At 65.2% G+C, this 24,978-nt stretch carries 26 protein-coding genes; 10 read left to right on the forward strand and 16 right to left on the reverse strand.

Annotation, left to right across the window (positions count from 1 at the left end; genetic code table 11):
* The first annotated feature begins 141 nt into the window (after positions 1-141).
* The 3 genes from N5C91_RS06695 to N5C91_RS06705 all read left to right on the forward strand — a co-directional run bounded on the left by N5C91_RS06695 (position 142) and on the right by N5C91_RS06705 (position 3,919).
* On the forward strand, positions 142-2,235 hold the full coding sequence (locus N5C91_RS06695; protein WP_279828649.1) for a molybdopterin oxidoreductase family protein: 2,094 nt from the start codon (positions 142-144) through the stop codon (positions 2,233-2,235).
* 132 nt (positions 2,236-2,367) lie between these two features.
* Positions 2,368-2,694, forward strand: a complete 327-nt coding sequence (gene grxD, locus N5C91_RS06700) for a Grx4 family monothiol glutaredoxin (RefSeq protein WP_015476170.1) — start codon at positions 2,368-2,370, stop codon at positions 2,692-2,694.
* Between the two features lie 61 nt (positions 2,695-2,755).
* Positions 2,756-3,919 carry an MFS transporter gene (locus tag N5C91_RS06705; protein WP_236199507.1) on the forward strand — a complete coding sequence of 388 codons (1,164 nt, stop codon included), beginning with the start codon at positions 2,756-2,758 and terminating at the stop codon, positions 3,917-3,919.
* Between the two features lie 47 nt (positions 3,920-3,966).
* Here N5C91_RS06705 and bfrB read toward each other — a convergent pair whose 3' ends face one another.
* Complete coding sequence (gene bfrB / locus N5C91_RS06710; RefSeq protein WP_024765400.1) at positions 3,967-4,443, reverse strand: bacterioferritin BfrB; 477 nt, start codon at positions 4,441-4,443, stop codon at positions 3,967-3,969.
* A 220-nt stretch (positions 4,444-4,663) separates the two neighbouring features.
* Positions 4,664-4,879, reverse strand: coding sequence for a bacterioferritin-associated ferredoxin (locus N5C91_RS06715; protein ID WP_236174757.1), 216 nt, complete (start codon positions 4,877-4,879; stop codon positions 4,664-4,666).
* Between the two features lie 264 nt (positions 4,880-5,143).
* On the opposite strand from N5C91_RS06715, the gene N5C91_RS06720 reads away from it, so the two are divergent.
* Complete coding sequence (locus N5C91_RS06720; protein ID WP_081517709.1) at positions 5,144-5,746, forward strand: peroxiredoxin C; 603 nt, start codon at positions 5,144-5,146, stop codon at positions 5,744-5,746.
* 221 nt (positions 5,747-5,967) lie between these two features.
* Here the strand turns inward: N5C91_RS06720 and rnt are convergent, their stop codons facing one another.
* Together rnt and pyrC are read right to left on the reverse strand one after the other, a co-directional pair.
* Positions 5,968-6,648, reverse strand: coding sequence for a ribonuclease T (gene rnt, locus N5C91_RS06725; protein WP_037011317.1), 681 nt, complete (start codon positions 6,646-6,648; stop codon positions 5,968-5,970).
* Positions 6,645-7,691, reverse strand: a complete 1,047-nt coding sequence (gene pyrC, locus N5C91_RS06730) for a dihydroorotase (RefSeq protein WP_236174756.1) — start codon at positions 7,689-7,691, stop codon at positions 6,645-6,647. Before pyrC ends, rnt begins: the two co-directional genes overlap by 4 nt.
* A 138-nt stretch (positions 7,692-7,829) precedes the next feature.
* On the opposite strand from pyrC, the gene N5C91_RS06735 reads away from it, so the two are divergent.
* The 4 genes from N5C91_RS06735 to ppnN all read left to right on the forward strand — a co-directional run bounded on the left by N5C91_RS06735 (position 7,830) and on the right by ppnN (position 12,437).
* Complete coding sequence (locus N5C91_RS06735; protein WP_279828650.1) at positions 7,830-8,846, forward strand: OmpA family protein; 1,017 nt, start codon at positions 7,830-7,832, stop codon at positions 8,844-8,846.
* Between the two features lie 132 nt (positions 8,847-8,978).
* Positions 8,979-10,196 (forward strand): argininosuccinate synthase, encoded by a 1,218-nt coding sequence (locus tag N5C91_RS06740; RefSeq protein WP_054908855.1) that lies wholly within the window; start codon positions 8,979-8,981, stop codon positions 10,194-10,196.
* A 156-nt stretch (positions 10,197-10,352) separates the two neighbouring features.
* Positions 10,353-10,745 carry a lactoylglutathione lyase gene (gene gloA / locus N5C91_RS06745; RefSeq protein ID WP_279828651.1) on the forward strand — a complete coding sequence of 131 codons (393 nt, stop codon included), beginning with the start codon at positions 10,353-10,355 and terminating at the stop codon, positions 10,743-10,745.
* Positions 10,746-11,042: 297 nt separating this feature from the next.
* Positions 11,043-12,437, forward strand: a complete 1,395-nt coding sequence (gene ppnN, locus N5C91_RS06750) for a nucleotide 5'-monophosphate nucleosidase PpnN (protein WP_236174754.1) — start codon at positions 11,043-11,045, stop codon at positions 12,435-12,437.
* Positions 12,438-12,666: 229 nt separating this feature from the next.
* Here ppnN and N5C91_RS06755 read toward each other — a convergent pair whose 3' ends face one another.
* From N5C91_RS06755 to N5C91_RS06800, 10 genes are all read right to left on the reverse strand, one after another.
* Positions 12,667-12,849 (reverse strand): hypothetical protein, encoded by a 183-nt coding sequence (locus N5C91_RS06755; RefSeq protein ID WP_017521020.1) that lies wholly within the window; start codon positions 12,847-12,849, stop codon positions 12,667-12,669.
* A 107-nt stretch (positions 12,850-12,956) separates the two neighbouring features.
* Positions 12,957-13,595, reverse strand: a complete 639-nt coding sequence (nth, locus tag N5C91_RS06760; protein WP_236174753.1) for an endonuclease III — start codon at positions 13,593-13,595, stop codon at positions 12,957-12,959.
* Positions 13,592-14,305, reverse strand: coding sequence for an electron transport complex subunit E (locus N5C91_RS06765; RefSeq protein WP_279828652.1), 714 nt, complete (start codon positions 14,303-14,305; stop codon positions 13,592-13,594). Before N5C91_RS06765 ends, nth begins: the two co-directional genes overlap by 4 nt.
* A complete protein-coding gene (gene rsxG, locus N5C91_RS06770) occupies positions 14,298-14,933 on the reverse strand; it encodes an electron transport complex subunit RsxG (protein WP_279828653.1) in 636 nt (211 codons plus the stop codon). The genes N5C91_RS06765 and rsxG overlap by 8 nt, the downstream gene beginning before the upstream one ends.
* Positions 14,930-15,970 carry an RnfABCDGE type electron transport complex subunit D gene (locus N5C91_RS06775; protein ID WP_279828654.1) on the reverse strand — a complete coding sequence of 347 codons (1,041 nt, stop codon included), beginning with the start codon at positions 15,968-15,970 and terminating at the stop codon, positions 14,930-14,932. The genes rsxG and N5C91_RS06775 overlap by 4 nt, the downstream gene beginning before the upstream one ends.
* Positions 15,970-18,291 (reverse strand): electron transport complex subunit RsxC, encoded by a 2,322-nt coding sequence (gene rsxC / locus N5C91_RS06780; protein ID WP_279828655.1) that lies wholly within the window; start codon positions 18,289-18,291, stop codon positions 15,970-15,972. Before rsxC ends, N5C91_RS06775 begins: the two co-directional genes overlap by 1 nt.
* The gene (rsxB, locus tag N5C91_RS06785) at positions 18,288-18,842 is read right to left on the reverse strand and encodes an electron transport complex subunit RsxB (RefSeq protein ID WP_279828656.1); all 555 of its coding nucleotides are present in this window, start codon (positions 18,840-18,842) and stop codon (positions 18,288-18,290) included. The genes rsxC and rsxB overlap by 4 nt, the downstream gene beginning before the upstream one ends.
* Complete coding sequence (gene rsxA, locus N5C91_RS06790) at positions 18,839-19,423, reverse strand: electron transport complex subunit RsxA (RefSeq protein WP_279828657.1); 585 nt, start codon at positions 19,421-19,423, stop codon at positions 18,839-18,841. Before rsxA ends, rsxB begins: the two co-directional genes overlap by 4 nt.
* Before the next feature lie 37 nt (positions 19,424-19,460).
* Positions 19,461-19,772, reverse strand: coding sequence for a CcdB family protein (locus tag N5C91_RS06795; RefSeq protein ID WP_236174746.1), 312 nt, complete (start codon positions 19,770-19,772; stop codon positions 19,461-19,463).
* Positions 19,772-20,017, reverse strand: coding sequence for a type II toxin-antitoxin system CcdA family antitoxin (locus N5C91_RS06800; RefSeq protein WP_045209847.1), 246 nt, complete (start codon positions 20,015-20,017; stop codon positions 19,772-19,774). The genes N5C91_RS06795 and N5C91_RS06800 overlap by 1 nt, the downstream gene beginning before the upstream one ends.
* 148 nt (positions 20,018-20,165) lie before the next feature.
* On the opposite strand from N5C91_RS06800, the gene N5C91_RS06805 reads away from it, so the two are divergent.
* Positions 20,166-20,696, forward strand: coding sequence for a hypothetical protein (locus N5C91_RS06805; protein WP_236199601.1), 531 nt, complete (start codon positions 20,166-20,168; stop codon positions 20,694-20,696).
* Between the two features lie 24 nt (positions 20,697-20,720).
* On the opposite strand, the gene N5C91_RS06810 is transcribed toward N5C91_RS06805, so the two are convergent.
* Both N5C91_RS06810 and metG read right to left on the reverse strand, forming a co-directional pair.
* Positions 20,721-21,527 (reverse strand): DUF4349 domain-containing protein, encoded by an 807-nt coding sequence (locus tag N5C91_RS06810; RefSeq protein ID WP_279828658.1) that lies wholly within the window; start codon positions 21,525-21,527, stop codon positions 20,721-20,723.
* Positions 21,528-21,552: 25 nt separating this feature from the next.
* A complete protein-coding gene (gene metG / locus N5C91_RS06815; protein WP_233298246.1) occupies positions 21,553-23,589 on the reverse strand; it encodes a methionine--tRNA ligase in 2,037 nt (678 codons plus the stop codon).
* A gap of 287 nt (positions 23,590-23,876) precedes the next feature.
* Between metG and apbC the strand changes: the two genes are divergently transcribed.
* Entirely contained in the window at positions 23,877-24,971 is a 1,095-nt protein-coding gene (apbC, locus tag N5C91_RS06820; RefSeq protein WP_236199603.1) for an iron-sulfur cluster carrier protein ApbC, read from the forward strand.
* Positions 24,972-24,978: the final 7 nt, after the last annotated feature.

The raw sequence follows: 24,978 nt of genomic DNA on the forward strand, positions 1-24,978 counted from the left end.
GGGGCTTCAACATGGTCGTTCCTGATGCCCGGGGATTCACCCGACGGAAGCTGGTGGTGCTTCGCCAGGACTGGATTCATAGTGCTTTCGACCCTGCGACCGGCCCCTTGAGCGCCGGCGACAACAATAACGAGGCGAGCCATGAGCAAGACCCTCCACCACCGTGCGTGCCACCTGTGCGAGGCCATCTGCGGCCTGACCATCGAGACCGAAGACGAGCGCATTCTGTCGATCAAGGGCGATGCCCAGGACAGCTTCAGCCGTGGCCACATCTGCCCCAAGGCGGTGGCCTTGCAGGACATCCAGAACGACCCGGACCGTCTGCGCCAGCCGGTGCGCCGCGTCGGCAGCGAGTGGCAGCCGATCGGCTGGGACGAAGCCTTCGAGCTGGTCGCCACGCGTCTGGCGGAGATCCGCGAGCGCCATGGCAACGATGCCGTGGCCGTGTACCAGGGCAACCCCAGCGTGCACAACTACGGGCTGATGACCCACAGCAACTACTTCCTCGGCCAGTTGAAAACCCGCAACCGCTACTCGGCGACCTCCGTCGACCAGCTGCCGCACCACCTGGTCAGCCAGCAGATGTTCGGCCATGGCCTGCTGATCCCGATTCCGGACATCGACCACACTGATTTCATGCTGATCCTGGGCGGCAACCCGCTGGCCTCCAATGGCAGCATCATGACCGTGCCGGACGTGGAGAAGCGCCTGAAGGCGCTGAAGGCGCGCGGCGGCAAGCTGGTGGTGGTCGACCCGCGTCGCACCGAGACCGCGGCGATTGCGGACCAGCACCTGTTCGTCCGGCCCGGGGAGGACGCCGCGCTGCTGCTGGGCATCCTCGATACGCTGCTCAGCGAAGGGCTGACCCGCGAATCCTCGTTGCCGGTCAACGGCCTCGACGTGGTGCGCGAGGCGCTGGCGCCATTCAAGGTCGAAACCATGGCCGTTCGTTGTGGCGTGCCGGCCGAGGATATTCGCCAGTTGGCGCGGGAATTCGCCGCCGCCGACAAGGCCGTCTGCTATGGGCGCATGGGCGTTTCCACCCAGGTTTTCGGCAGCCTCTGTCAGTGGCTGGTACAACTGATCAACCTGTTGACCGGCAACCTCGACCGCGTCGGTGGCACCCTGTGCACCACGCCGGCGGTGGACCTGGTGGCGACCACCGCGGGTGGCGCGTTCAATCGCTGGCAGAGCCGCGTGTCCGGCCTCCCCGAATACGGCGGCGAGCTGCCGGTGGCGGCGCTGGCCGAAGAGATGCTCACCGAAGGGGAAGGGCAGGTGCATGCGCTGGTGACGGTGGCCGGCAATCCGGTGCTGTCCACGCCCAATGGCCGTCGCCTGGAACAGGCGCTGGACGGCCTGGAATTCATGCTCAGCGTCGATCTGTACATCAACGAAACCACCCGCTACGCCGACCTGATCCTGCCGCCCACCGCGCCGCTGGAGCACGATCATTACGACACCACCTTCAACGTCTTCGCGGTGCGCAACGTTACCCGCTTCAACGAAGCGATCCTGCCCAAGCCCGAGAGCGCGCTACACGACTGGGAAATTTTCGTTGGCCTGGCAAAGGCCTACGCCGCGCGCCTGGGTACCGAGCTGAAGCCGACCATGGCGCCGGAGCAGATGATCGAGATGGGCCTGCGCTTCGGCCCCTACGGTGACGCCAGCGAGCACAAGCTGAACCTGGCCAGGCTGCGCGAGCATCCTCACGGGCTGGACCTCGGCCCGCTGCAACCGAACCTGGCGCCGCGCCTTAAGACCGCCAGTCGCAGCATCGAAGCGGCGCCGGACATCTTCCTCAATGACCTGCGCCGCTTCGCCGATACCCAGTCGCCGGCCGTCGACCAGTTACTGCTGATCGGTCGCCGCCACGTGCGCAGCAACAACTCGTGGATGCACAACTATCACCGCCTGGTGAAGGGCAAGCCGCGCCATCACTTGCTGATGCATCCGCAGGATCTGGCCTCGCGTGGGCTGGTGGACGGGCAGAAGGTGCGGGTGCGTTCGCGGGTTGGCAGCATCGAAATCGAGGTCGCCTCCAGCGACGAAGTCATGGCCGGTGTGGTCAGCCTTCCCCACGGCTGGGGGCATCGGCGACCGGGTGTGCAACTGTCCATTGCCAGCGAGCAGGGCGGCGCCAGCGCCAACGACCTGACCGATGAGCGTCATCTGGATTCGCTCTCCGGCAACACCGCGCTCAACGGCGTGCCGGTGGAGGTGGAAGCGGCCTGACAAGCTGACGCACGTCACCTGCAAAGCCGAGCGTGGCGCTCGGCTTTGCAGTACAATGCGCGGTACCGTGCCGGCCAACGCCCACCGTGGGGACTGCCGGGTCAGTATCTGATAGTTCAGCCGAGGAAGTTCATGGATATCATCGATACCATCAAAGAGCAGATCGCCAACAACCCTGTCCTGCTGTACATGAAGGGTTCGCCGAATGCTCCGCAGTGCGGTTTCTCGTCCCGCGCCGCCCAGGTTCTGATGGCTTGTGGTGAGAAGTTCGCCTACGTGGATATTCTGCAAAACCCGGAAATCCGCGCCAACCTGCCCAAGTACGCCAACTGGCCGACCTTCCCGCAACTGTGGGTTGGTGGTGAGCTGGTCGGCGGCAGTGACATCCTGGCCGAGATGTTCGAGAAAGGTGAGCTGCAACCGCTGATCAAGGAAGCCGTAGGCAAGGCCGACGCCTGAGTCTTTCGTGCTGTCGCACAAAGCCCCGCTTCGGCGGGGCTTTGTTTTTGGGAAGAAAAACATGACTGAACAGACGCGGGCCAACGCCGCCCGCTGGGCGTGCGGATACTGCTTCGCCATGGGCGGGATGGTCCACGGCAGCGTGATGGGGCGGGTGCCGGCGCTCAAGAGCATGACCGGGGTGGATGAGCAGCAACTGGGCCAGGCGCTGTTGGGCGCGGGCTTCGGTGCGCTGCTGGCGTTTGCCTTCGCCGGCGCGCTGGTCCGCCGCTACGGTAGCCGGGCGATCACCGTGATCTCGGGGCTGGCGCTGATGGCGACCTTCCCGCTGCTCGGGCTGGCTCAGGACGTCTGGGTCCTGGCGGCGGGCTTCCTCGCCGTTGGCCTGACCTTCGCCACCATGGACGTGGCGATGAACACCCAGGCGGTGGAAGTCGAGCGGCGCCTCGGCCGCCCGTGCATCTCCAGCCTGCACGGCATGTACAGCCTGGGTGGCCTGGTGGGTGCCGTCGGCGCTGCAGTCTTCGCCGGCCTGGCGCCGATCTGGCATTTCAGCCTGTTGGCGCTGATCGCCGTGGCGATCCTGCCGTTCTTCGCTCGCCAACTGTTCGAGGGCCGTCCGGAACCCATGGAGGAACAGGCGCCAGCCCAACGTGGCTGGCGCCTGCCGCCCCCGGCGCTGATCGGCCTGGGCCTGTTGACGCTGTGCGCGTTCGTTTCCGAAGGGGCGGTCGCTGACTGGGGCGCTCTGCTGCTGCACCAGGTGCTGGGCGCGTCGGAACGCCTGGCGGCGCTGGGCTTCGCGGCATTTTCCGCGACCATGGTGCTGGGCCGGTTGTTCGGTGATCGCCTGCGCGTGCGCTTCGCCGATGAAGCGCTGGTGCGCAACCTGGCGCTGCTGGCCATCGCCGGCATGCTGCTGGCGTTGTTCAGCCCTTGGGTCGCCGGTGCGATTGCCGGTTTCGCCCTGGTCGGTGCGGGACTGTCGGTGGTCGTGCCGATCCTGATTGGCGCAGCGGGCAATCGCCCGGGCGTCGAGCCGTCGCGTGGTGTGGCGGCAGTGGCGTCGTTCGGCTATGGCGGTTTGCTGATGGGCCCGCCGCTGATCGGCTTCCTCGCCGAGCACGTGGGCTTGCGCCTGTCATTGCTGGTAGTGGTGGGGCTGTGCGCCGGGCTGGTGCTGAAGGCGTCACTGGTACGCCGCCCGCCGAAGGCGAACGTCTAGGAGGGAAGGGCACCGGCGTCCACAACTGCGCCGGTGCCCCAGGCCGGTCAGTCGTCTTCGTGCATGTGCGACTGCAGGTAGTTCTCCAGACCGACCTTCTGGATCAGGCCCAGCTGGGTTTCCAGATAGTCGATGTGCTCTTCCTCGGACTCGAGGATGTCCTTGAGCAGGTCGCGGCTGACGTAGTCATGCACGCTTTCGCAATGCACGATGGCGTCGCGCAGGTCCTTGGTGGCCTTGAGTTCCAGGTTCAGGTCGCACTGCAGCATTTCCTGGGTGTTCTCGCCAATCAGCAGCTTGCCCAGGTCCTGCAGGTTGGGCAGGCCCTCGAGGAACAGGATGCGTTCGATGAGCTTGTCGGCGTGCTTCATCTCATCGATGGACTCGTGGTACTCGTGCGCGCCGAGGCGCTTCAGGCCCCAGTCGTTCCACATGCGCGAGTGCAGGAAGTACTGGTTGATGGCGATCAGCTCGTTGCCGAGGATCTTGTTCAGATGCTGGATGACTTTCTTGTCGCCTTTCATGCCGGGGTCCTGCCGTGTGGAGTGGGAGAGATTGAAATTCTCGCGCCCTTATAACCATCTGTCAAACATAAGCCCTTGAATTTGTTATAAAAAGGAATATGAATGCGAATGTTTTCATTCCGCAACTTGGCGCTAAACCACTGAATTGCGGGCATAAAAAAACCGGGCCATGGCCCGGTTTCTGCGGTATTCCTGCTGAACTGATCAGCGGTATTTTTTCTCAACCCGCCGCATAGGCCAGGTTGTAGTTCATCGCCTGGGCGCTCTGCAGCTCGCCGAGGGTCTCGCGAACCACCTGTTTGGCCAGGCAGGCGCACTTGCCACACTGGGTGCCGACACCGGTGCACTCACGCACTTGGCGATAGTTGCAGGCGCCGTCGTAGATCGCATCGCGGATCTGGGTATCGGTAACACCGTTGCAGAGGCAGACGTACATGGTTGCACTACAGTCGCTGTGGGGTTGTTGGAAGCGATACTAATAATAATGAGAATGATTGTCAAAAGTTGACGGAGTCTCATCTCGGCATCCCGATAAATGGTCTGCCGGGTCAATGAGTTAGCGCCTGGGGTGGGTGGATGAAGGCATGGCGCGCCAGGTGTATGATGGCTGCCCCACAGGAGCGGCAGCCTCTCAAGCACGGCAGTTTCGACCGGGCAGGGCAGCCACTCCCAAGCGCCTCACCATCACTGGAGACAAGGAATGAGCGTACTCGTAGGTAAGAAAGCTCCCGATTTCAACGTGGCTGCCGTGCTCGGCACCGGCGAGATCGTCGACAGCTTCGTGTTGTCCGAAGCCATCAAGGGCAAGTACGGCCTGGTGTTCTTCTACCCGCTGGACTTCACCTTCGTCTGCCCGTCCGAGCTGATCGCCCTGGACCACCGCATCCCGGACTTCCAGGCGCGCAACGTTGAGGTCATCGGCGTTTCCATCGACTCCCACTTCACCCACAACGCCTGGCGCAACACCCCGGTGGACAAGGGCGGTATCGGTCCGGTCAAGTACACCCTGGCTGCCGATATCACTCACGAGATCGCCAAGGCCTATGACGTCGAGTCCGAAGGTGGCGTGGCTTTCCGTGGCGCCTTCCTGATCGACCAGAACGGCGTGGTGCGTTCGCAGATCGTCAACGACCTGCCGCTGGGCCGCAACATGGACGAACTGCTGCGTCTGGTCGACGCCCTGCAGTTCACCGAGGAGCACGGCGAAGTCTGCCCGGCCAACTGGAAGAAGGGCGACAAGGGCATGACCGCCTCGCCCGAAGGTGTCGCTGCCTACCTGGCGGAGAATGCCGGCAAGCTGTAAGGCTGCCGTCGCATGAAAAAGCCCCGCTCCGGCGGGGCTTTTTCATGGTGGCGCAGGATTGCTCTTCGTAGGAGCGAGCTTGCTCGCGAACCGTCACACCGTCGGATACTGGCCTTGCCGCCCTTGTTCGCGAGCAAGCTCGCTCCTACAGATAGATCGCGAGATCAGAGCGCAAAAAAAAGCCCCGCGAGTGCGGGGCTTTTTCATTCCGGAAGGTGCGATCAGTGATCGTCTTCCATCCAGCCGCCGAATTCCTTCCAGCGGTTGACGATGCCGCAGAACAGCTCGGCGGTCTTCTCGGTGTCGTAACGGGCCGAGTGCGCTTCGCGGTTGTCGAACTCGATACCTGCGGTCTGGCAGGCCTTGGCCAGGACGGTCTGGCCGTAGGCGAGGCCGGCGAGGGTGGCGGTGTCGAAGCTGGAGAACGGGTGGAACGGGTTGCGCTTCACACCGCTGCGGTTGACTGCGGCGTTGAGGAAGCCCAGGTCGAAGCTGCTGTTGTGGCCGACCAGGATCGCCCGCTTGCAGCCGTTGGACTTCAGCGATTTGCGGATGCCACGGAAGATTTCGGTCAGCGCCTGTTCTTCCGGTACGGCCATGCGCAGCGGGTGGTCCAGCTTGATGCCGGTGAACTCCAGCGCAGCCTGCTCGATGTTGGCGCCTTCGAAGGGCTCCACACGGAAGAAATAGGTGTGCTCCGGGAACAGGTAGCCGCTCTCGTCCATGCCGATGGTGACGGCGGCGATTTCCAGCAGGGCGTCGGTGCCGGCGTTGAAGCCGCCAGTCTCGACGTCCACCACGACCGGCAGGTAGCCACGGAAGCGGCGTGCCATCGGGTGGCGCGGGCCCGGCGGGAAGGAGCCGTCGAGTTCTTCTTCGAAGATTTCGTTCTCGTCACTCATGCCACGGTCTCCAGCAGGCGCCAGCGCAGTTTCTCGCCGGCACGCAGCGGGACGACATCGAAGTCACCGAACGGCAGGGCCGCCGGCGCTTCCCATTCCTCACGCACCAGGGTGATGCGGTCGCTGTTGCGCGGCAGGCCGTAGAAGTCCGGGCCGTGCAGGCTTGCGAAGCCCTCCAGCTTGTCCAGCGCATTGCGTTGCTCGAAGGCTTCCGCGTACAGCTCGATGGCGGCGTAGGCGGTGTAGCAGCCGGCGCAGCCGCAGGCGGCTTCCTTGGCGTGGCGCGCGTGGGGTGCCGAGTCGGTGCCGAGGAAGAACTTCGGGCTGCCGCTCACTGCCGCATCCAGCAGGGCTTCCTGGTGGGTGTTGCGCTTGAGGATCGGCAGGCAATAGAAGTGCGGGCGAATGCCGCCCACCAGCATGTGGTTGCGGTTGTACAGCAGGTGGTGCGCGGTGATGGTGGCGCCGACGTTGGCCGGGGCGGCCTTGACGAAGGCGGCGGCATCGCCGGTGGTGATGTGCTCGAAGACCACCTTGAGAGTCGGGAAACGCTCGACCACGCGGGTCAGGTGCTCGTCGATGAAGCGCTTCTCGCGGTCGAACACGTCGACTTCCGCGCGGGTCACTTCACCGTGCACCAGCAGCGGCAGGCCGACTTCGGCCATGGCTTCGAGGACGTGGAAGATGTTGTCGACGCTGGTCACACCGGAATCGGAGTTGGTGGTGGCGCCGGCCGGGTACAGCTTGGCGGCATGCACGAAGCCCGAGGCCTTGGCGGCGCGGACTTCCTCGGCGCTGGTACGGTCGGTGAGGTAGAGCACCATCAGCGGTTCGAAGCGGCTGCCGGCCGGACGGGCAGCGAGGATGCGCTGGCGGTAGGCATCGGCTTCGGCGGCGTTGCGTACCGGCGGGACCAGGTTCGGCATGATGATGGCGCGGCCGAAGGTGCGGGCGGCGTCGCCGACGGTTTGCGCGAGTGCGGCGCCGTCGCGCAGGTGGATGTGCCAGTCGTCGGGGCGCAGGAGTGTCAGGCGGTCGGACATGCGGATTCCAGGGGTGCGGTTGCAGCGGGAAGAGGGTGAAATGCTACCGGAAAAGGCCGCCGCCGGCACTCGCTATCAAGTTTTACCGAGGTCGACCGATAGATTGTGGGACGCCTATTTACCTGTGTGGATGCCGCCGTGCGCCAGCCCTCCCTCCTCCTGCTCTCACTTTGCGCCAGCCTGCCGGCCTGGGGGCTGACCTTCCAGCCGCGCCTGGAAAGCGCCCAGTGGACGGTGGCGGGTGACCAGTTCGAGTGCCGGCTGTCGCAGAGCGTGGGTGGTTTCGGGGTGGGCGAATTTGTCTGGCGCGCCGGCGAACAGCCCACGTTCCGCCTCAAATCCCAGCAGGGCTGGCTGGGCTCCGGCTCGGCAACCTTGCTGGCCGCCGCGCCGCCGTGGCGGCCGGGGCAGGGTGACCTGAACCTGGGCTCGGTGAGCGTGAGCTCCGGCGAGGTGCCGTTCAACAGTACCCAGCAGCAGGCCGGGCGCCTGCTCGGTGGGCTGCTGGAAGGCCGTACGCCAGAGGTGCGCCATCGCACGCGTACCGGCGAAAACCTGCTGGTGCGCCTGCTGCCGACACGTTTCGCTGATGGTTACGCGCAGTTCCAGGACTGTTCGACGAAGATGCTTCCAGTCAACTTCGACCAGGTGCGCCAGAGCCAGGTCGGCTTCCCGGACGGCGGCACCGAGGTCGACCCGCTGGGGCGCGCCAAGCTGGACATCATCCTGCAGTACATGAAGGCCGACCCGACGGTGAACCGCATCGAACTGGACGGCCACTCCGACAACAGCGGCAACCGCCTGGCCAACCGCGAGGCCTCGCGCCGTCGCGCCATTGCGGTCATGGAATACCTCAAGGCCAACGGTGTGGCGGAGTCGCAGATCACCGTGCGTTTCTATGGTGAGCGCTATCCGCTGGTGAAGAACAATTCCGCCGCCAATCGGGCGAAGAACCGCCGGGTGACGGTGAACCTGTCCCGCGAGGCGGTGATCGAGCCGCCTCCCGCCGAAGCTCCACCCGCACCTGCTGCATCGGCTCCCGTCGCGCCCGCTGGCGACGCCAGTGCCCCTGCGCAGGGCGTCCCGGCAGCGCCAGCGCCTGCCGCCAACGCTTCCAGCCCGCCTGTCGCGCCGTCCGCTACGCCCAAGGGCTAAGCCGCGGCGACAGGTCGCACCGACGATAGTATCTGTCGCTTTGTCGTCAAAAGCTGTCGCCCCTCTGTAAATTATTCCGAGCGGACAGTAGAATCGGTCCCTTTCGTGACAACCCCCGTGGAGTTGAGTGGCATGGCGGACGTGAAGAAGGTAGTCCTGGCGTATTCCGGTGGCCTGGACACCTCCGTAATTCTGAAGTGGCTGCAGGATACCTATAACTGCGAAGTAGTGACCTTTACCGCTGACCTGGGTCAGGGCGAGGAGGTCGAGCCGGCCCGCGCCAAGGCCAAGCAGATGGGTGTGAAAGAGATCTTCATCGAGGACCTGCGAGAAGAGTTCGTCCGCGACTTCGTCTTCCCGATGTTCCGTGCCAACACCGTCTACGAAGGCGAGTACCTGCTGGGTACTTCCATCGCTCGTCCGCTGATCGCCAAGCGCCTGATCGAGATCGCCAACGCCACCGGCGCTGACGCCATCTCCCATGGCGCCACCGGCAAGGGCAACGACCAGGTTCGCTTCGAGCTGGGCGCCTACGCGCTGAAGCCGGGCGTGAAGGTGATCGCTCCCTGGCGCGAGTGGGACCTGCTGTCCCGCGAGAAGCTGATGGACTACGCCGAAACCCACAACATCCCGATCGAGCGCCACGGCAAGAAGAAATCGCCGTACTCCATGGATGCCAACCTGCTGCACATCTCCTATGAAGGCGGCGTGCTGGAAGACACCTGGACCGAGCACGAAGAGGACATGTGGAAGTGGACCGTCTCCCCGGAGAAGGCCCCTGACACCGCCACCTACATCGAGCTGACCTACCGCAAGGGCGACATCGTTGCCATCGACGGCAAGGACATGAGCCCGGCGCAGGTCCTCACCGAGCTGAACCGCATCGGCGGCGCCAACGGCATCGGCCGCCTGGACATCGTCGAGAACCGCTACGTCGGCATGAAGTCCCGTGGCTGCTACGAGACCCCCGGCGGCACCATCATGCTCAAGGCGCACCGCGCCATCGAGTCGATCACCCTGGACCGCGAAGTCGCTCACCTGAAGGACGAGCTGATGCCGCGCTACGCCAAGCTGATCTACACCGGCTACTGGTGGAGCCCGGAGCGCGAGATGCTCCAGCAGATGATCGATGCCTCCCAGGAACACGTGAACGGCGTCGTGCGCCTGAAACTGTACAAGGGCAACGTCATCGTGGTTGGCCGCAAGTCCGACGACTCGCTGTTCGATGCCAACATCGCGACCTTCGAGGAAGACGGCGGCGCCTACAACCAGGCCGATGCTGCTGGCTTCATCAAGCTCAACGCGCTGCGCATGCGTATCGCCGCGAACAAGGGTCGCAAGCTGTTCTAAGCGACCTGTGCTAGGAGCGAGCTGACTCGCGAAGCTTTTGCTTTTTGCGCGGTTCGCGAGCAAGCTCGCTCCTACAGAAAAACAACAATCCCCGGCCACGAGCCGGGGTTTGTGTTTATAAGCCCCGCACCGGGGCACCTGATGAGGAAAGAACCGATGAGACTGCTGCACACCATGCTGCGCGTCGGCGACATGGACAAATCCATCGCCTTCTACACCGAAGTCCTGGGCATGACCCTGCTGCGTCGCAAGGATTATCCGGACGGCCAGTTCACCCTGGCCTTCGTCGGCTATGGCAACGAGGAGGACAACAGCGTCATCGAGCTGACCTACAACTGGGGCGTGGACCAGTACGAGCTGGGCACCGGCTACGGCCACATCGCCCTGGAAGTGGCCGACGTCTACAAGGCCTGCGAGGACATCCGCTCCCGCGGCGGCAAGATCACTCGCGAGCCGGGCCCGATGAAGCACGGCACCAGCATCCTGGCCTTCGTCGAAGACCCGGACGGCTACAAGATCGAGCTGCTCAGCCCGCAGCGCAAGGACTGACTCTGCGCCTTCGCGCAGACGACCTCGGAGAAACCCCGCCTTCATGGCGGGGTTTTTCTTTTCCAGCTGTCATCAGAAAGTCACCACAGCGTTCATACTCAAGGGGCATCGACGCCGGACGCGTCGATTGCGGAAGCAGTTTCCGCCATTCGCTTGTCACAGTCAGAAGGAGCGCGCTGCGGGCCGGAGAATCCCCGCCGCGACGCCCCCGGCAATGACGGCCGAATGGACGGCCGCATCGATTTATCGGAAGGCCCCGCGCCCAGGCGCCTGGCTTCCATCGTCAAGGAATACAGCATGTCCCCAAGACCGGTTAACAACGCCTCGGTCAGCCCCAAGGGCAGCCTCGAAACCCTTTCCCAACGTGAAGTCCACCAGCTCAGCGAAGCGGGCTCGGGCAGCACCTACAAGCTCTTCCGCCAATGTGCCCTGGCCATCCTCAACACCGGCACGCAGATCGACAACGCCAAGCACATCCTCGACGCCTACCGTGACTTCGAGCTGGAAATCCACCAGCAGGACCGCGGTGTGCGCCTGGAGCTGTTCAACGCGCCGGCCGACGCCTTCGTCGACGGCGAGATGATCGCCAGCACCCGCGAGATGCTCTTCAGCGCCCTGCGCGACATCGTCTACACCCAGAATGCGCTGAACAGCCGCCGCTTCGGCCTGGACAGCTCGGCCGGCATCACCGACTACGTCTTCCATCTGCTGCGCAATGCGCGCGCCCTGCGTGCCGGCGTGGAGCCGAAGATCGTCGTGTGCTGGGGCGGCCACTCGATCAGTACCAACGAATACAAGTACACCAAGAAGGTCGGCCACGAACTGGGCCTGCGCAGCCTCGACGTCTGCACCGGCTGCGGCCCGGGCGTGATGAAGGGCCCGATGAAGGGCGCCACCATCGGCCATGCCAAGCAGCGCATCACCGACGGGCGCTATATCGGCCTGACCGAGCCGGGGATCATCGCCGCCGAGGCACCAAACCCGATCGTCAATGAACTGGTGATCCTGCCGGACATCGAGAAGCGCCTGGAGGCTTTCGTCCGTGTCGGCCACGGCATCATCGTGTTCCCCGGCGGCGTCGGCACGGCGGAGGAGTTCCTCTACCTGCTGGGCATCCTGATGCACCCGGAGAACCAGGACATGCCGTTCCCGCTGGTGCTCACCGGCCCGCGCAGCGCGGCGGCCTACATCGAGCAACTGCACGCCTTCGTCGGCGCGACCCTGGGCGAGGCGGCGCAGCAGCGCTACCGCATCATCATCGACGACCCGGCGGAAGTGGCGCGGGAAATGAGCGAAGGACTCAAGCGGGTCAAGCAGTTCCGCCGCGAGCGCAACGACGCCTACCACTTCAACTGGCTGCTGAAGATCGACGAGGGCTTCCAGCGCCCGTTCGAGCCGACCCACGAGAACATGGCGAGCCTCGACCTGGGCCGCGACGTGCCGCCCCACGAACTGGCGGCGAACCTGCGCCGGGCGTTCTCCGGCATCGTCGCCGGCAACGTCAAGGACCGCGGCATCCGCATGATCGAGGAGTTCGGCCCCTACGAAATCCACGGCGATGCGGCCATCATGGAGCCGCTGGACGCACTGCTGCAGGCCTTCGTCGAGCAGCACCGGATGAAGTTGCCGGGTGGCGCGGCGTACGAGCCTTGTTACCGGGTGGTTCAACGTAGTCCTGCACTGGCCGGCTGACTGCAGACTGGCGCTTTGCAGAGGACAGTCCCCTCTCCCGCTGGGAGAGGGTTAGGGTGAGGGGCGCCGGGAAGCACGGTGTCAGGGCTGGCCCTCACCCCCGCCCTCTCCCGGAGGGAGAGGGAGCCATCCGAGCAGGCGGATGCAGTGGGTTCACCCGACGGTAAAAACAAAAAGCCCCGCCAGGATGCGGGGCTTTTTCATGCGGGTACTTCGCTTAGGAGAAGGCTTACAGATCGAAATCGTAGTCGGACAGTTGGCGCTGCAGGCGACGCTCTTCCAGGTAGTTGTCGATGATGCGGCGCTTGGTCAGGTTGGTCTTGGCGACCTCTGCCGTGGCTTCTGCGCCGTCATCGCTGTCGTCTGTGCTGACATCGTCCTCGAGTTCGAGGTCTTCTTTGTCGTTTGCCATTCGGTGCACTCCACAACACGGGGTGTGTTGGCGCCCCTTATAGCGACAAAGGAGTGGGCGGTAAAAAAGATTTTTTCAATCAGCCTGAAGGAATTTTCCCATAACGCTCAATCGTCCGACGTCTTGTGCTTGAACTCGCACAGGTCTTCGATCCGGCAGCTGCCGCACTGCGGCTTGCGCGCCTTGCAGACGTAGCGCCCGTGCAGGATCAGCCAGTGGTGCGCATCCAGCAGGTATTCCTTGGGCACGAACTTGAGCAGCTTGCGCTCCACCTCCAGCACATTGCGTCCCGGCGCGATGTTGGTGCGGTTGGAAACGCGGAAGATGTGCGTGTCCACCGCCATCGCCGGCTGTCGGAAAGCCGTGTTGAGGACCACGTTGGCGGTCTTGCGGCCCACGCCGGGCAAGGCTTCGAGATCTTCGCGGTTCTCCGGCACCTGGCCGCCGTGCTTCTCGATGAGGATGCGGCAGGTCTCGATGGTGTTCTTCGCCTTGCTGTTGTACAGGCCGATGGTCTTGATGTACTCCGACAGGCCCTCCACGCCGAGGGCGTAGATCGCTTCCGGGGTATTGGCTACCGGGTAGAGCTTGGCGGTGGCCTTGTTCACTCCCACGTCGGTGGCCTGGGCGGAGAGCAGCACGGCGATCAGCAGTTCGAAGGGCGAGCTGTAGGCCAGCTCGGTTTCCGGGTTGGGGTTGTCTTCCTTGAGTCGGCGGAAAATCTCCGCGCGCTTGGCGGCATTCATTCGATCACTCCGGTCACGCGGACGCGCTGGCGCTCGGTCGCGGGTACGTCGCCCGCCTGCGCCTTGGCACGTTCCGCCAGGCTTTCATCAATACGGTTCTTCAGGGCTATGAGCAGGCCCAGCACCAGGAAGGCGCCGGGCGGCAATACTGCCAGCAGCAGGCCCTGGTAGCCGGGGATTTGCACTTTCCAGTCGGCGGCGGCCGGGCCGAACAGCAGGTCCATGCCGGCCAGCAGGGTGCCCTGGCCGAGCAGTTCGCGCAGGGTGCCGAGAGTCAGCAGGACGAGGGCGAAGCCCAGGCCCATCATCAATCCGTCGAAGGCCGAGCGCGCCACGCTGTTGTTCGCGGCGAACGACTCGGCACGGCCGAGGATCACGCAGTTGGTAGTGATCAGCGGCACGAAGATGCCCAGCACCTGGTACAGCTCGAAGCGCCAGGCCTGCATCAGCAGTTCGATGCAGGTGGTCAGCGTGGCGATGATCAGCAGGAAGACGGGCAGGCGCACGGTCTGGCTGAGGGAGCCGCGGATCAGCGCAACGGCGGTGCTGCACAGCACCAGCACGACGATGGTCGCCAGGCCCAGGCCAAGGGCCTTGACCATGGAGTTGCTGGTGCCCAGCAGTGGGCACAGGCCCAGCAGTTGCACCAGCCCCGGGTTGTTTTTCCACAGGCCCTGCAGGGCCATCTCGCGGTAGCCGGGATTATTCATGGCTCTCTCCCGAAGCAGCAGGGGCGAGCAGCTCCGCCTTGTGTGCATCGAAATACTGCAGCGCCAGGTGCGTGGCCTTGACCACCGCGCGTGGGGTGACGGTGGCGCCGACGAACTGGTCGAACTGGCCGCCATCCTTCTTCACCTTCCAACCGGCGTCGCCTGGATCGGTCAGCGAGCGGTCGTCGAAGCCGTGCAGCCAGTTGCTCTTGCCCAGCTCGATGCGGTCGCCCTGGCCCGGAGTTTCATGGTGCGCCACGACGCGCACGCCGAGCAGGCGGCCCTGGGCGCTGATACCCACGAGCAACTGGATGGAGCCACCGTAACCATCCCGTGCGATGGGCTGCAGGATCACTGCCGTGGTCTGCCCCCGGAGCCGGGCAATATAGGCGGATGCCGGCTCGTCGCGGCCCAGCAGCCTGGGATCGAAGGCGCGGACTTCAGCCTCCAGCGGATGGTTGTCATAGCTGCCCCTGGGCAGCAGCTCAAGCACTGAACGGCCTCGAAACTCGCGCTGCGCGGTGTCGATGCGCTGCGCGGTGAACTGGTGAACGGTGGCCACCACGCCGGCGGCGATCAATGCGACCAGGCCCAGTGCGAGGGCACTCTTGAGCAGCTCGCGGTTCATCGGTCACCCGCCCTGAAGCCGCGCTCCGGCTTCTTGTGCCCGTAGGTGCGCGGGCGGCTGAAGTAATCGATGGTCGGCGCGGCGAGGTTCATCAGCAGCACGGCGAAGGCCAGGCCGTCCGGGTAGCCGCCCCAGGCGCGGATCACGTAGGTGAGCACGCCGACGCCGATGCCGAACATCAGCCGGCCACGGTTGCTGGTGGCGCCGGAAACCGGGTCGGTGACGATGAAGAAGGCGCCGAGCATGGTCGCGCCGCTGAACAGGTGCAGCAGCGGCGAGCCGTGGGAGTCGGAGCCGCTACCGTTCCAGAACAGCAGGCTCATGATGAACAGGCCGCCGAGCATGCCCACCGGTGCGTGCCAGGTGAACAACCTGCGCCAGAGCAGGAACAGGCCGCCGGCAAGGAAGGCCAGGTTGACCAGTTCCACACCGCGCCCGCCGACGCTGCCGAAGGCCGGAGACTGCGCCAGCAGTTCGTCCATGGTCAGGCTGTGGTTGTTGCGTACCACGTCCAGTGCGGTGGCGCCGACCCAGGCGTCGGGCCCCTGGCTGGCAAAGCCGAATATCTGCCGCAGGCCTTCGCCGAAGCCAAGCGCGCTGTCCGGCGCCGGCCACTGGCTCATGTGCTGCGGGAAGGACACCAGCACCACCGCGTAGCCGACCATCGCCGGGTTGAACGGGTTCTGCCCGAGGCCGCCGTAGAGGTGCTTGCCGAAGACCAGCGCGAACACCGTGGCGACCGCGCTCAGCCACCACGGTGAGTAGGGCGGCAGGGCGAGGGCGAGCAGCACGGCGGTAACCAGGGCGCTGCCATCCTTGAGGAAGAACGCCAGTGGGCGGTCGCGCAGCCTGAGCATGAGCGCTTCGGTGGAAAGGGCGAGCAGGCTGCACCAGAGCAGGTTGAACAGGGTGCCGACGCCGTACAGGCCGATCAGCACCAGCGCGCCCGGTGCGCAGGCGGCGAGCAGGGTCAGCATGACCTTCTGCGTGCGACTGCTGCCTGTGATGTGGGGCGAACTGATGCGCGGCAGCTTCATCACGGCGCCTCACCACTGGCGTCGGCAACGGCGCTTTCCGCCGCTTGCAGGCGTTCGCGCGCGACAGCCAGTGCCGGGTCGCCGGCGCCTTCGCGTTCGAGTTTCTTCAGGTCGGCGCGGGCGTAGGCCAGTTCGGTCTTGGCGGCGCGCAGGGCGGCACTGACCGGCCGTTTTTCGGTGCGGACCAGATCCGGCGGGGCCTTGCCGCTGGCGTCCTCGGCGGCGTGCAGGGCGGCTTCCGCGGCGCCTAGCGCCCGCTGGATCGCCTCCAGCTCTTCAGGGCCGGCGCCTTCGCGCTCGGCGGCACGCAAGGCATCGCGCTGGGCAATGTAGGCGAGCTTGGCCTGGCGCAGGGCGAGAACGCCGTCGACGGGCTGGGCGGCGTTCGATTCGGTCGGCATGGCGGTCCCCTGCAGTTGGTTGAGTTGGCGCTCGATGCGCTCGACGTCCCCGCGCAGGGAGGCCAGTGTGGCGCATTGCTCGTCCGTGGGCGATTCGCCGAAGGCCTTTTCCGACTTCTTCAATTGGGCGCGGGCCATGGCGGCGTCGATCTTCGCTTTCTTCAGTGCAACCTCGTGCTCCGCAGGCACTGTGATCGGCGCCGGCGCGCTGGGGGTGCTTGCCGATTCGGCGGCGTCCAGCGCGGCTCTTGCCTCTTCGGCAGCGACGCGCAGTTCGGCGACCTGGCTGCGCAGCTGTTCGGTGTCGTGGGCGGTCAGTTGCTTCTCGGCCTTCTTCAGCGCGACCTGGGCCATGCTCGCCTCGATCTTCAGGCGCTTGAGCTCGTCGGGGGCATTGCCCACGGACTTCTCGGCCTTGACCCGCTCGATCACTGCTTGCGCGGCCGGCGCGCTGGGTGATGCGATCTCGGGCTGTTCTTCCTGCACACGCGTGGCGCGTTCCTGGCGGGCCAGGCGGTCTGCGGAGCGTTGTACTTCTTCCCGGCGCAGACGCTCCTGACGCTGCTCGAAGCGCAGGCGCGCTTGCTCGGCTTTCGACTGGTGCTGCGCCAGCTGGCGAATCTCGGCCTTGGATGCGCGGTAGTACTGCACCAGAGGAATGCTCGACGGGCAGACATAGGCGCAGGCGCCGCACTCGATGCAATCGAACAGGTTGTGCGCCATTAGCTGGTCGTGGTCTTCAGCGAAGAAGTGCAGTTGTTGCGGCAGCAGGCTGGCCGGGCAGACCTGCGCGCAGTCGCCGCAGCGGATGCACGGCATGGCTGGCGCCGGCGCTGGCAGTTCCTCGCGCGTGGCGGCCAGCAGACAATTGGCGGTCTTGGTCAGCGGCCCGTCCTGCGAGGAAAGGCTGTCGCCCATCAGCGGCCCGCCGAGAATCAGACGGTCCAGCCGGCCGTGGTCGAGGCCGGCGAAATCCAGCAGTTCGCCAATCGGCGTGCCGATCAGTGCTTCGACGTTGCACGGGCGCGCCAGCGCAGCGCCGCTCAGGGTGGTGATGCGTGAGATCAGTGGCACCCCGCGCAACACGGCGTCGGCCACGGCGACAGCGGTAGCGACGTTCATGCAGAGCATGCCGATATCCGCCGGCAGCCCGCCGGAAGGCACTTCGCGGCCGGTGAGGATCTGGATCAGCTGGCGTTCGCCGCCGGAGGGATAGCGCGAGGGTATCGACTGCAGGTGGATCGGCCGTTCGCCGATGGCGGCCTGCACGGCGGCGATGGCCTGGGGTTTGTCATCCTCGATACCGAGCAGCACCTGCTGCGGCTGGAGGATGTGCATCAGCACTTCGATGCCTTCCACCAGTTCGACGGCGCGTTCGCGCATCAGCAGGTCGTCGGCGCTGATGTACGGCTCGCACTCGGCGCCGTTGATGATCAGCGTATGCAGGTCGTCCTGCGCGCGCGAGGCCAGCTTGGCGGCGGTGGGGAAGCCGGCGCCGCCGAGGCCGGCGATGCCCGCCAGGCGAATGCGCTGCAACAGTTCGCCAGCAGCGAGGGAGGCATAGCCGGGCTCGGGTGTGAGATCGGCCCATTCGTCCGCGCCGTCGCTGTCGATGACGATAGCCAGCGCCGGCAGGCCGGAGGCGTGCGGATAAGGCTGCTCGCTGATCTCGACCACGGTGCCGGAGGTCGGCGCATGCAGCGCGGCGCTGATGGCGCTGCCCGCTTCGGCGATCCGCTGGCCCTTGAGCACGCGCTGGCCGACTGCGACACAGGGCACGGCGGGTTCGCCGATATGCTGTTGCAGCGGCAGCACCAGCCGGCGCGGCAGTGGCGGATGCTGGATTGGCGTGGCGGTGGATTGCTGCTTGTTGGCCGGTAACCTGAGGCCGCCCGGGAAATTCCAGACCTGCATGTTCATGCCGCCTGCTCCCGGTCGCTGTGGATCAGTCGACCCTGCGGCAGCGGCCACTTCCAGTCGGCGACGCCTACCGGCAGGTCGCGCATCTCGATGCAGTCCACCGGACAGGGCTCCAGGCACAGGTCGCAGCCGGTGCATTCGTCGACTATCACCGTGTGCATCAGCTTGGCCGCGCCAACGATGGCGTCGACCGGGCAGGCGCGGATGCACTTGGTGCAGCCGATGCACTCGGCCTCGCGGATGTAGGCCACGCGCAGCGGCGTCTCTTCGGCAGCGTCCAGCGGCAAGGGTTCGACGTCCAGCAGGTCGGCAAGCGCGGCGATGGTCGCCGCGCCACCGGGCGGGCACTTGTTGATCGCATCGCCTTCGGCCATGGCCTGGGCGTAGGGCTTGCAGCCGGCATAGCCACACTGGCCGCACTGGGTCTGTGGCAGCAGGTCGTTGATCTGCTCGGCAGTGGGCTCGGCGCTGATATCCACCCGTGCCGAGGCGTAGCGCAGCGCGACGATGCCGGCCAGGCCAGCGAGGATGATGAGCAGCGCCGCGATCATGGCTTGAGCAACCCACTGAAGCCTATGAACGCCAGCGACATCAACCCGGCGGTGATCATGCCGATCGCTGCGCCCCTGAACGGCTTGGGCACGTCGGCGATGGCGATGCGCTCGCGCAGGGCGGCGAACAGCAGGAGTACCAGGGTAAAGCCCAGCCCCGCGCCGAAGCCCTGCAATGTGGACTGCAGGAAACCGAATTCGGCCTTGCGGGCATTGAGCAGCGCCACCCCCAGCACGATGCAGTTGGTGGTGATCAGCGGCAGGAAGATGCCCAGTGTGCGGGCGAGCAGGGGGCTGGTCTTGTTCACCAGCAGTTCGGTGAACTGCACGACTATGGCGATCACCAGGATGAAGCCGATGGTGCGCAGGAACTCCAGGTCCAGCGGTTGCAGCACGTAGCGCTGCAGGATGTAGCTCAGCGCCGAGGCGAGGGTGAGGACAAAGGTGGTCGCCAGGGCCAGCGCGAGCGCCGCCTCGATCTTGCGCGACACGCCCATGAACGGGCAGATGCCGAGGAACTGCACCAGTACGAAGTTGTTGACCAGGATGGCGCTGACGAGGATCAGGGCGAGTTCGGTCATGGCTGGCGACTCGTGCTCAGGTGTGGGCGGTTCATGCTCAGATTCCGCTGATCAGCAGATCGATAGCGGCGATGATCTCCAGGCGCAGATGCGCCAGGCTGCCCACCGGCTCGCCCAGTTCGCGGCGGGAGATTCCGGCCATCTGCGGGGTCAGCAGCAGGAACGCCTCATCGCCCACTCGTACCTCCGGCATCAGCCGGTGGATGCCGGCCAGGCCCTTGGCGCGGCTGAGCGGGATCACCATGCGCGTGTTCAGCGAGGCCAGCAGGTCGCTCTGAACGTCCAGCAACAGCGGTATCGCCTCGCGGGTGCGCGGGTTGGCGTTGCGATACAGATCGAACTGCTTCATCAGAAGCTCCGCAATCCATCGCTGAACACGCCGGTTTCCTCGACGTGCTGGTTATAGGTTTCGATGGCTTCGCGGTTCTGCTCCAGCCAGCGTTGGCCGAGGCGCTCCTTGACCACATCGGCCAGCGCCTCCTCGAGCACCGCCGAGAGGTTCACGTCCAGTTCACGGGCCTGCTTCAACAGGTCGCTGTTGAGACTCAGGTTGGTGGCTTTCTTCGGCGCTTGAGGATCGTAGGTCGTGTGCATGGGCACCTCCACGGTGGATGCGCATAGGTTATGCGCATTGCTCGCCGGGGACAATCTTCCTGCTCCGTAAATCAGTTGCGGTGCCAGGGCTGGCGGGAGGAACATCAACGGCTGCCGAACCCGATCGGTTCCCCTCACGGAAGTCGCGATGCGCATACCCCTGTCCGGACGCTTTACCGCCCTCTGCCTGCTGTTCTCCAGTGCTCTGGCCTCGGCCGCACCCTTCACCAGCGCTGACCTGGTTGCTTGGCCGCGCATGAATGTCGCTGACTTCGCCTGCCTGCTGGAGCAGCGCAGCGGTCACGCCGACGCGCAGTTCAGCTGCGCCGCCAGCCGGAAGCTGAGCAACTGGGGCGATGCCTGCCATGACACCGACCTCAGCTACGCCGGTCCGCAGTTGCCCGAAGCCCTGGCACGGCAGCTGAATCCGCATATCACGGCCGTGGACCTGGACTGGGAGTACGGCCGCCTGCAGTCGGTCAACGTCACCTTCGACAAGATCATGACCGCGGAAGAAGTGGCGGACATCTTCCCCGAGGTGAACCTGGAAGACCCGACCTCACGGGAAAACCTGAGCAACGCCTCGCTGCAAGACTGCGCCGAGGATGCTTCCTGCCTCTACCTGGAAGGCTTCGAGCACCTGGGCGGCGGCGATGTGGACTGCGAGGACGCTCAGTAGGGCCTGGAGCAGCCCCGGTCCGTGTCAGGCAGCTCGCTTCGTGGCGCGCCGGGTTCCGAGTTTGCGCCACAGCCAGCGCAGGATCAGGCCGGCGATCAGCAGCACCAGCAGCAGCGGCAGTCCGTAGGCAGCCACCTGGATGGCGTTGACGGTGCCGTCGGTGAGTTCGTCCAGGGAGTTGCCGAAGGCCTTGCCGATGCGCGACCAGCGCCCGGTCGGCTGGTATTCGCTGGAGAAGTCCAGGGTCAGCAGGTTGGTGGCGATGCGTCGCTGTTGTTGGGCGGCATCCTGGCGGGCGGCGTGCAGTTGCTGCTCAACCTCGGCGGTGGCCTTGGCCAGCGCCAGCAGGTCGCTGACGCTCATGTCCTTGCGGCCCTGAAAACCTTGCAGAGTCTGGTACTCACGCTCCAGGCGCTCGCGCAGTTGCTGGTTGTCGCTCACCGCGTGGGCGAGGTCTTCGGCCTGGGTGCGGCGGCTTTGCAGTTGGCCGCCTTCGGCGGCGAGGGCGACGAGCTTTTCCACGCCCTCGGGGACGATGCGAACCACGAGATGCGCGTTGCGCATCTGGCTGTCGCCGCTCTGCTCGATGGCGATCAGCTCGCAGGCGCCGAAGCGGTCCTGGCTGCAGGCATCGCGGGAGGCGGCCAGTTGCGCGTCGATGCGCTCGCTGGCCAGGCGGATGCCGACCTGGTGTTCGTAAGCGAGGAAGGTGCCGGCTTTCGCTGCCTCCCCCTGGAAAGCGGCGCCGGAACCGGCGCTGTGCTCCGAGGATGCGCCGCAGCCGGCGAGGGCAGCGCTCAGGGCGAGCGCTGCCAGGTGGTGCAGTTTCATCGATGGCCTCCTTGCCGTCCGATGCTTACTTGACGCGCTGGCCGGGCTTGGCGCCGCTGTCCGGGCTGAGCAGGTAGATCTCTTCACCGCCGGGGCCGGCGGCCAGGACCATGCCTTCGGAGACGCCGAATTTCATCTTGCGCGGGGCCAGGTTGGCCACGTACAGGGTCAGGCGGCCTTCGAGCTTGCTCGGGTCCGGGTAGGCGCTCTTGATGCCGGAGAACACGTTGCGCTTCTCGTCGCCGATATCCAGGGACAGGCGCAGCAGCTTGTCGGCGCCCTCGACGAACTCGCACTTCTCGATCAGCGCGATGCGCAGGTCGACGGCGGCGAAGGCGTCGAAGTTGATTTCCGCGGCCAGCGGGTCCTTGGTCAGCTCGCCATTGCCGGCGGGTTTCGGGGCACTGGCGAGGAGGTCTTCCTTGGAGGCTTCGATCATGGCTTCGATTTTCGCGGGCTCGATACGGGTCATCAGCGGGTTGAACGGGTTCAGTTGGTGATTGGCCAGCAGTTGCTCGTGGTCGGCCCATTTCAGCGGGGCGACGTTGAGGAAGGCTTCGGCGGCAACGGCCAGCTTCGGCAGTACGGGCTTGAGGAAGATCACCAACTGGCGGAACAGGTTCACGCCCAGGGCGCAAATTGCCTGGACCTCGTCCTGCTTGCCTTCCTGCTTGTTCAGCGACCACGGCGCCTTGTCGGCGATCCAGGCGTTGGCCTGGTCGGCGAGGGCCATGATTTCGCGCATGGCGCGGCCGAAGTCACGGGCTTCGTAGGCGGCGGCGATGCTCGGCGCGGCGTCCTTGAAGGCCTGGGCCAGTTCCGGTGCCGGGTTGGCGTCCACCAGCAGGCCGTTGTTGCCCTTGTGGATGAAACCGGCGCAACGGCTGGCGATGTTGACCACCTTGCCGACCAGGTCGGAGTTGACCTTCTGCACGAAGTCCTCGAGGTTCAGGTCGAGGTCGTCCACGCCGCGGCCCAGCTTGGACGCGTAGTAGTAGCGCAGGTATTCCGGATCCAGGTGATCCAGGTAGGTGCGCGCCTTGACGAAGGTGCCGCGCGACTTGGACATCTTCTGCCCGTTGACGGTCAGGTAGCCGTGCACGTTCAGCGCGGTCGGCTTGCGGTAGCCGGCGCCCTCGAGCATGGCCGGCCAGAACAGCGCATGGAAGTTGACGATGTCCTTGCCGATGAAGTGGTACAGCTCGGCGTCCGAGCCCTGCTTCCAGTAGGCGTCGAAGTCCAGTTCCGGGCGGCGCGCGCAGAGGTTCTTGAAGCTGGCCATGTAGCCGATCGGCGCGTCCAGCCAGACATAGAAATACTTGCCCGGCGCGTCGGGAATCTCGAAGCCGAAGTACGGTGCGTCGCGGGAGATATCCCATTCCTGCAGGCCGGAATCCAGCCACTCGGCGAGCTTGTTGGCCACCGACTCCTGCAGGGCGCCGCTGCGCGTCCACTGCTGCAGCATGGCCTGGAAGTCAGGCAGCTTGAAGAAGTAGTGCAGCGATTCCTTGAGCACCGGGGTGGCGCCGGAGATGGCCGATTTCGGGTCCTTCAGCTCGGTCGGCGCGTAGGTCGCGCCACAGGCTTCGCAGTTGTCGCCATACTGGTCGGCGGTGCCGCACTTCGGGCAGGTGCCCTTGATGAAGCGGTCGGCCAGGAACATCTGCTTTTCCGGGTCGAAGTACTGGGTCACCGGGCGGGTGGCGATGTGGCCGGCGTCGCGCAGCTTCAGGTAGATAGCCGAGGACAGCTCGCGGTTCTCTTCCGAGTGGGTCGAATGGTAGTTGTCGAATTCCACCAGGAAGTCGGCGAAATCGCCCATGTGCTCGGCGCGCACGCCGTCGATCAGTTGCTCGGAGGTAATGCCTTCGCGCTCGGCGCGCAGCATGATGGCCGAGCCGTGGGCATCGTCCGCGCACACGTACACCGCCTGGTTGCCACGCATCTTCTGGAAGCGAACCCAGATGTCGGTCTGGATGTACTCCAGCATGTGACCGAGGTGGATCGAACCATTGGCGTAGGGCAGGGCGCTGGTGACGAGGATCTTGCGGGCTTCGGACATGATGATCGGCCGTTCCGGTTAAAACGAGGGAATCGGCAACTATATAGGGCCGGGGCGAAATTTTCATCCGTGGGCCGCTTGGCTGTAGGGGCGTTCGTCCTTGAACCATGGGCGCTTGGACTGTTCGCGAGCAAGCTCGCTCCTACGAAGAGCATGATGGCGCAGCCCTGGAATGTAGGAGCGAGCTTGCTCGCGAACCCGGCCTACCACCGATGATCCCGAGCAAGGCTGCGATGACAGGCGTAAGATACCCGCCCATTCTGCTCAGTCTTTCATCGGGAGTACCCATGAGCGCCGTTACCCGTGCCACGGTGGAGGCCGTCCTCCGCCAGATCAACGACCCCCACACCGGCCAGAACCTGCTGGACGCCGGCTACCTGCACGAGCTGGATATCCAGGGCGGGCGCGTTGCGCTGACCCTGGAGCTGGGTTACGCCGCCGGCCTGTTCAAGAATGGCCTGGCGCAGACCGTGCAGATGGCTCTGGAAACGCTGGATGGCGTCGACTCGGCGCAGGTCAAGGTGGAAATCCATATCGCCGCGCACAAGGCCCAGGCCCAGGTGCCGGGCATGAGCAACGTGAAGAACATCATCGCCGTGGCCTCCGGCAAGGGCGGCGTGGGCAAGTCCACCACCGCCGCCAACCTCGCGCTGGCGCTGGCCCGCGAAGGCGCCAAGGTGGGCATCCTCGACGCGGATATCTATGGCCCGAGCCAGGGCATCATGTTCGGTATCCCTGAAGGCACCCGGCCGAAGATCCGCGAGCAGAAGTGGTTCATCCCGCTCGAGGCCCACGGCGTGGAAGTCATGTCCATGGCCTTCCTCACCGACGACAACACGCCGGTGGTGTGGCGCGGCCCGATGGTTTCCGGCGCGTTGCTGCAGCTGATCACCCAGACCGCCTGGAACGACCTGGATTACCTGGTCATCGACATGCCGCCGGGTACCGGCGATATCCAGCTGACCCTGGCGCAGAAAGTCCCGGTGGCTGGCTCGGTCATCGTCACCACCCCGCAGGACCTGGCCCTGCTCGACGCCAGGAAGGGCGTGGAGATGTTCCGCAAGGTCAACATCCCGGTGCTGGGTGTGGTCGAGAACATGGCGGTGCACATCTGCTCCAACTGTGGCCATGCCGAGCACCTGTTCGGTGAAGGCGGCGGCGAGAAGTTGGCTGCGCAGTACGGCGTCGAGTTGCTGGCGTCGCTGCCGCTGTCCATGGCCATCCGCATGCAGGCCGACGGCGGCAAGCCGACTGTGATCGCCGACCCGGAAAGCCAGCTGGCGATGATCTACCAGGAAATGGCCCGCTGCGTCGGCGCCCGCATCGCCCTGAGCGAGAAGGCCGCGCCGGACATGCCGAACATCTCCATCAGCGACGACTGATACGCAG

The organism is Pseudomonas sp. GD03903, from assembly GCF_029840045.1.
GTDB classification, from domain to species: domain Bacteria; phylum Pseudomonadota; class Gammaproteobacteria; order Pseudomonadales; family Pseudomonadaceae; genus Pseudomonas; species Pseudomonas pseudonitroreducens.

Excerpts from the sequence above, each read along its gene's own strand:
- N5C91_RS06695 (WP_279828649.1), top strand. The coding sequence starts at position 142 with ATGAGCAAGACCCTCCACCACCGTGCGTGCCACCTGTGCGAGGCCATC.
- grxD (WP_015476170.1), top strand. The coding sequence starts at position 2,368 with ATGGATATCATCGATACCATCAAAGAGCAGATCGCCAACAACCCTGTC.
- N5C91_RS06705 (WP_236199507.1), top strand. The coding sequence starts at position 2,756 with ATGACTGAACAGACGCGGGCCAACGCCGCCCGCTGGGCGTGCGGATAC.
- bfrB (WP_024765400.1), bottom strand. The coding sequence starts at position 4,443 with ATGAAAGGCGACAAGAAAGTCATCCAGCATCTGAACAAGATCCTCGGC.
- N5C91_RS06715 (WP_236174757.1), bottom strand. The coding sequence starts at position 4,879 with ATGTACGTCTGCCTCTGCAACGGTGTTACCGATACCCAGATCCGCGAT.
- N5C91_RS06720 (WP_081517709.1), top strand. The coding sequence starts at position 5,144 with ATGAGCGTACTCGTAGGTAAGAAAGCTCCCGATTTCAACGTGGCTGCC.
- rnt (WP_037011317.1), bottom strand. The coding sequence starts at position 6,648 with ATGAGTGACGAGAACGAAATCTTCGAAGAAGAACTCGACGGCTCCTTC.
- pyrC (WP_236174756.1), bottom strand. The coding sequence starts at position 7,691 with ATGTCCGACCGCCTGACACTCCTGCGCCCCGACGACTGGCACATCCAC.
- N5C91_RS06740 (WP_054908855.1), top strand. The coding sequence starts at position 8,979 with ATGGCGGACGTGAAGAAGGTAGTCCTGGCGTATTCCGGTGGCCTGGAC.
- gloA (WP_279828651.1), top strand. The coding sequence starts at position 10,353 with ATGAGACTGCTGCACACCATGCTGCGCGTCGGCGACATGGACAAATCC.
- ppnN (WP_236174754.1), top strand. The coding sequence starts at position 11,043 with ATGTCCCCAAGACCGGTTAACAACGCCTCGGTCAGCCCCAAGGGCAGC.
- N5C91_RS06755 (WP_017521020.1), bottom strand. The coding sequence starts at position 12,849 with ATGGCAAACGACAAAGAAGACCTCGAACTCGAGGACGATGTCAGCACA.
- nth (WP_236174753.1), bottom strand. The coding sequence starts at position 13,595 with ATGAATGCCGCCAAGCGCGCGGAGATTTTCCGCCGACTCAAGGAAGAC.
- N5C91_RS06765 (WP_279828652.1), bottom strand. The coding sequence starts at position 14,305 with ATGAATAATCCCGGCTACCGCGAGATGGCCCTGCAGGGCCTGTGGAAA.
- rsxG (WP_279828653.1), bottom strand. The coding sequence starts at position 14,933 with ATGAACCGCGAGCTGCTCAAGAGTGCCCTCGCACTGGGCCTGGTCGCA.
- N5C91_RS06775 (WP_279828654.1), bottom strand. The coding sequence starts at position 15,970 with ATGAAGCTGCCGCGCATCAGTTCGCCCCACATCACAGGCAGCAGTCGC.
- rsxC (WP_279828655.1), bottom strand. The coding sequence starts at position 18,291 with ATGAACATGCAGGTCTGGAATTTCCCGGGCGGCCTCAGGTTACCGGCC.
- rsxB (WP_279828656.1), bottom strand. The coding sequence starts at position 18,842 with ATGATCGCGGCGCTGCTCATCATCCTCGCTGGCCTGGCCGGCATCGTC.
- rsxA (WP_279828657.1), bottom strand. The coding sequence starts at position 19,423 with ATGACCGAACTCGCCCTGATCCTCGTCAGCGCCATCCTGGTCAACAAC.
- N5C91_RS06795 (WP_236174746.1), bottom strand. The coding sequence starts at position 19,772 with ATGAAGCAGTTCGATCTGTATCGCAACGCCAACCCGCGCACCCGCGAG.
- N5C91_RS06800 (WP_045209847.1), bottom strand. The coding sequence starts at position 20,017 with ATGCACACGACCTACGATCCTCAAGCGCCGAAGAAAGCCACCAACCTG.
- N5C91_RS06805 (WP_236199601.1), top strand. The coding sequence starts at position 20,166 with ATGCGCATACCCCTGTCCGGACGCTTTACCGCCCTCTGCCTGCTGTTC.
- N5C91_RS06810 (WP_279828658.1), bottom strand. The coding sequence starts at position 21,527 with ATGAAACTGCACCACCTGGCAGCGCTCGCCCTGAGCGCTGCCCTCGCC.
- metG (WP_233298246.1), bottom strand. The coding sequence starts at position 23,589 with ATGTCCGAAGCCCGCAAGATCCTCGTCACCAGCGCCCTGCCCTACGCC.
- apbC (WP_236199603.1), top strand. The coding sequence starts at position 23,877 with ATGAGCGCCGTTACCCGTGCCACGGTGGAGGCCGTCCTCCGCCAGATC.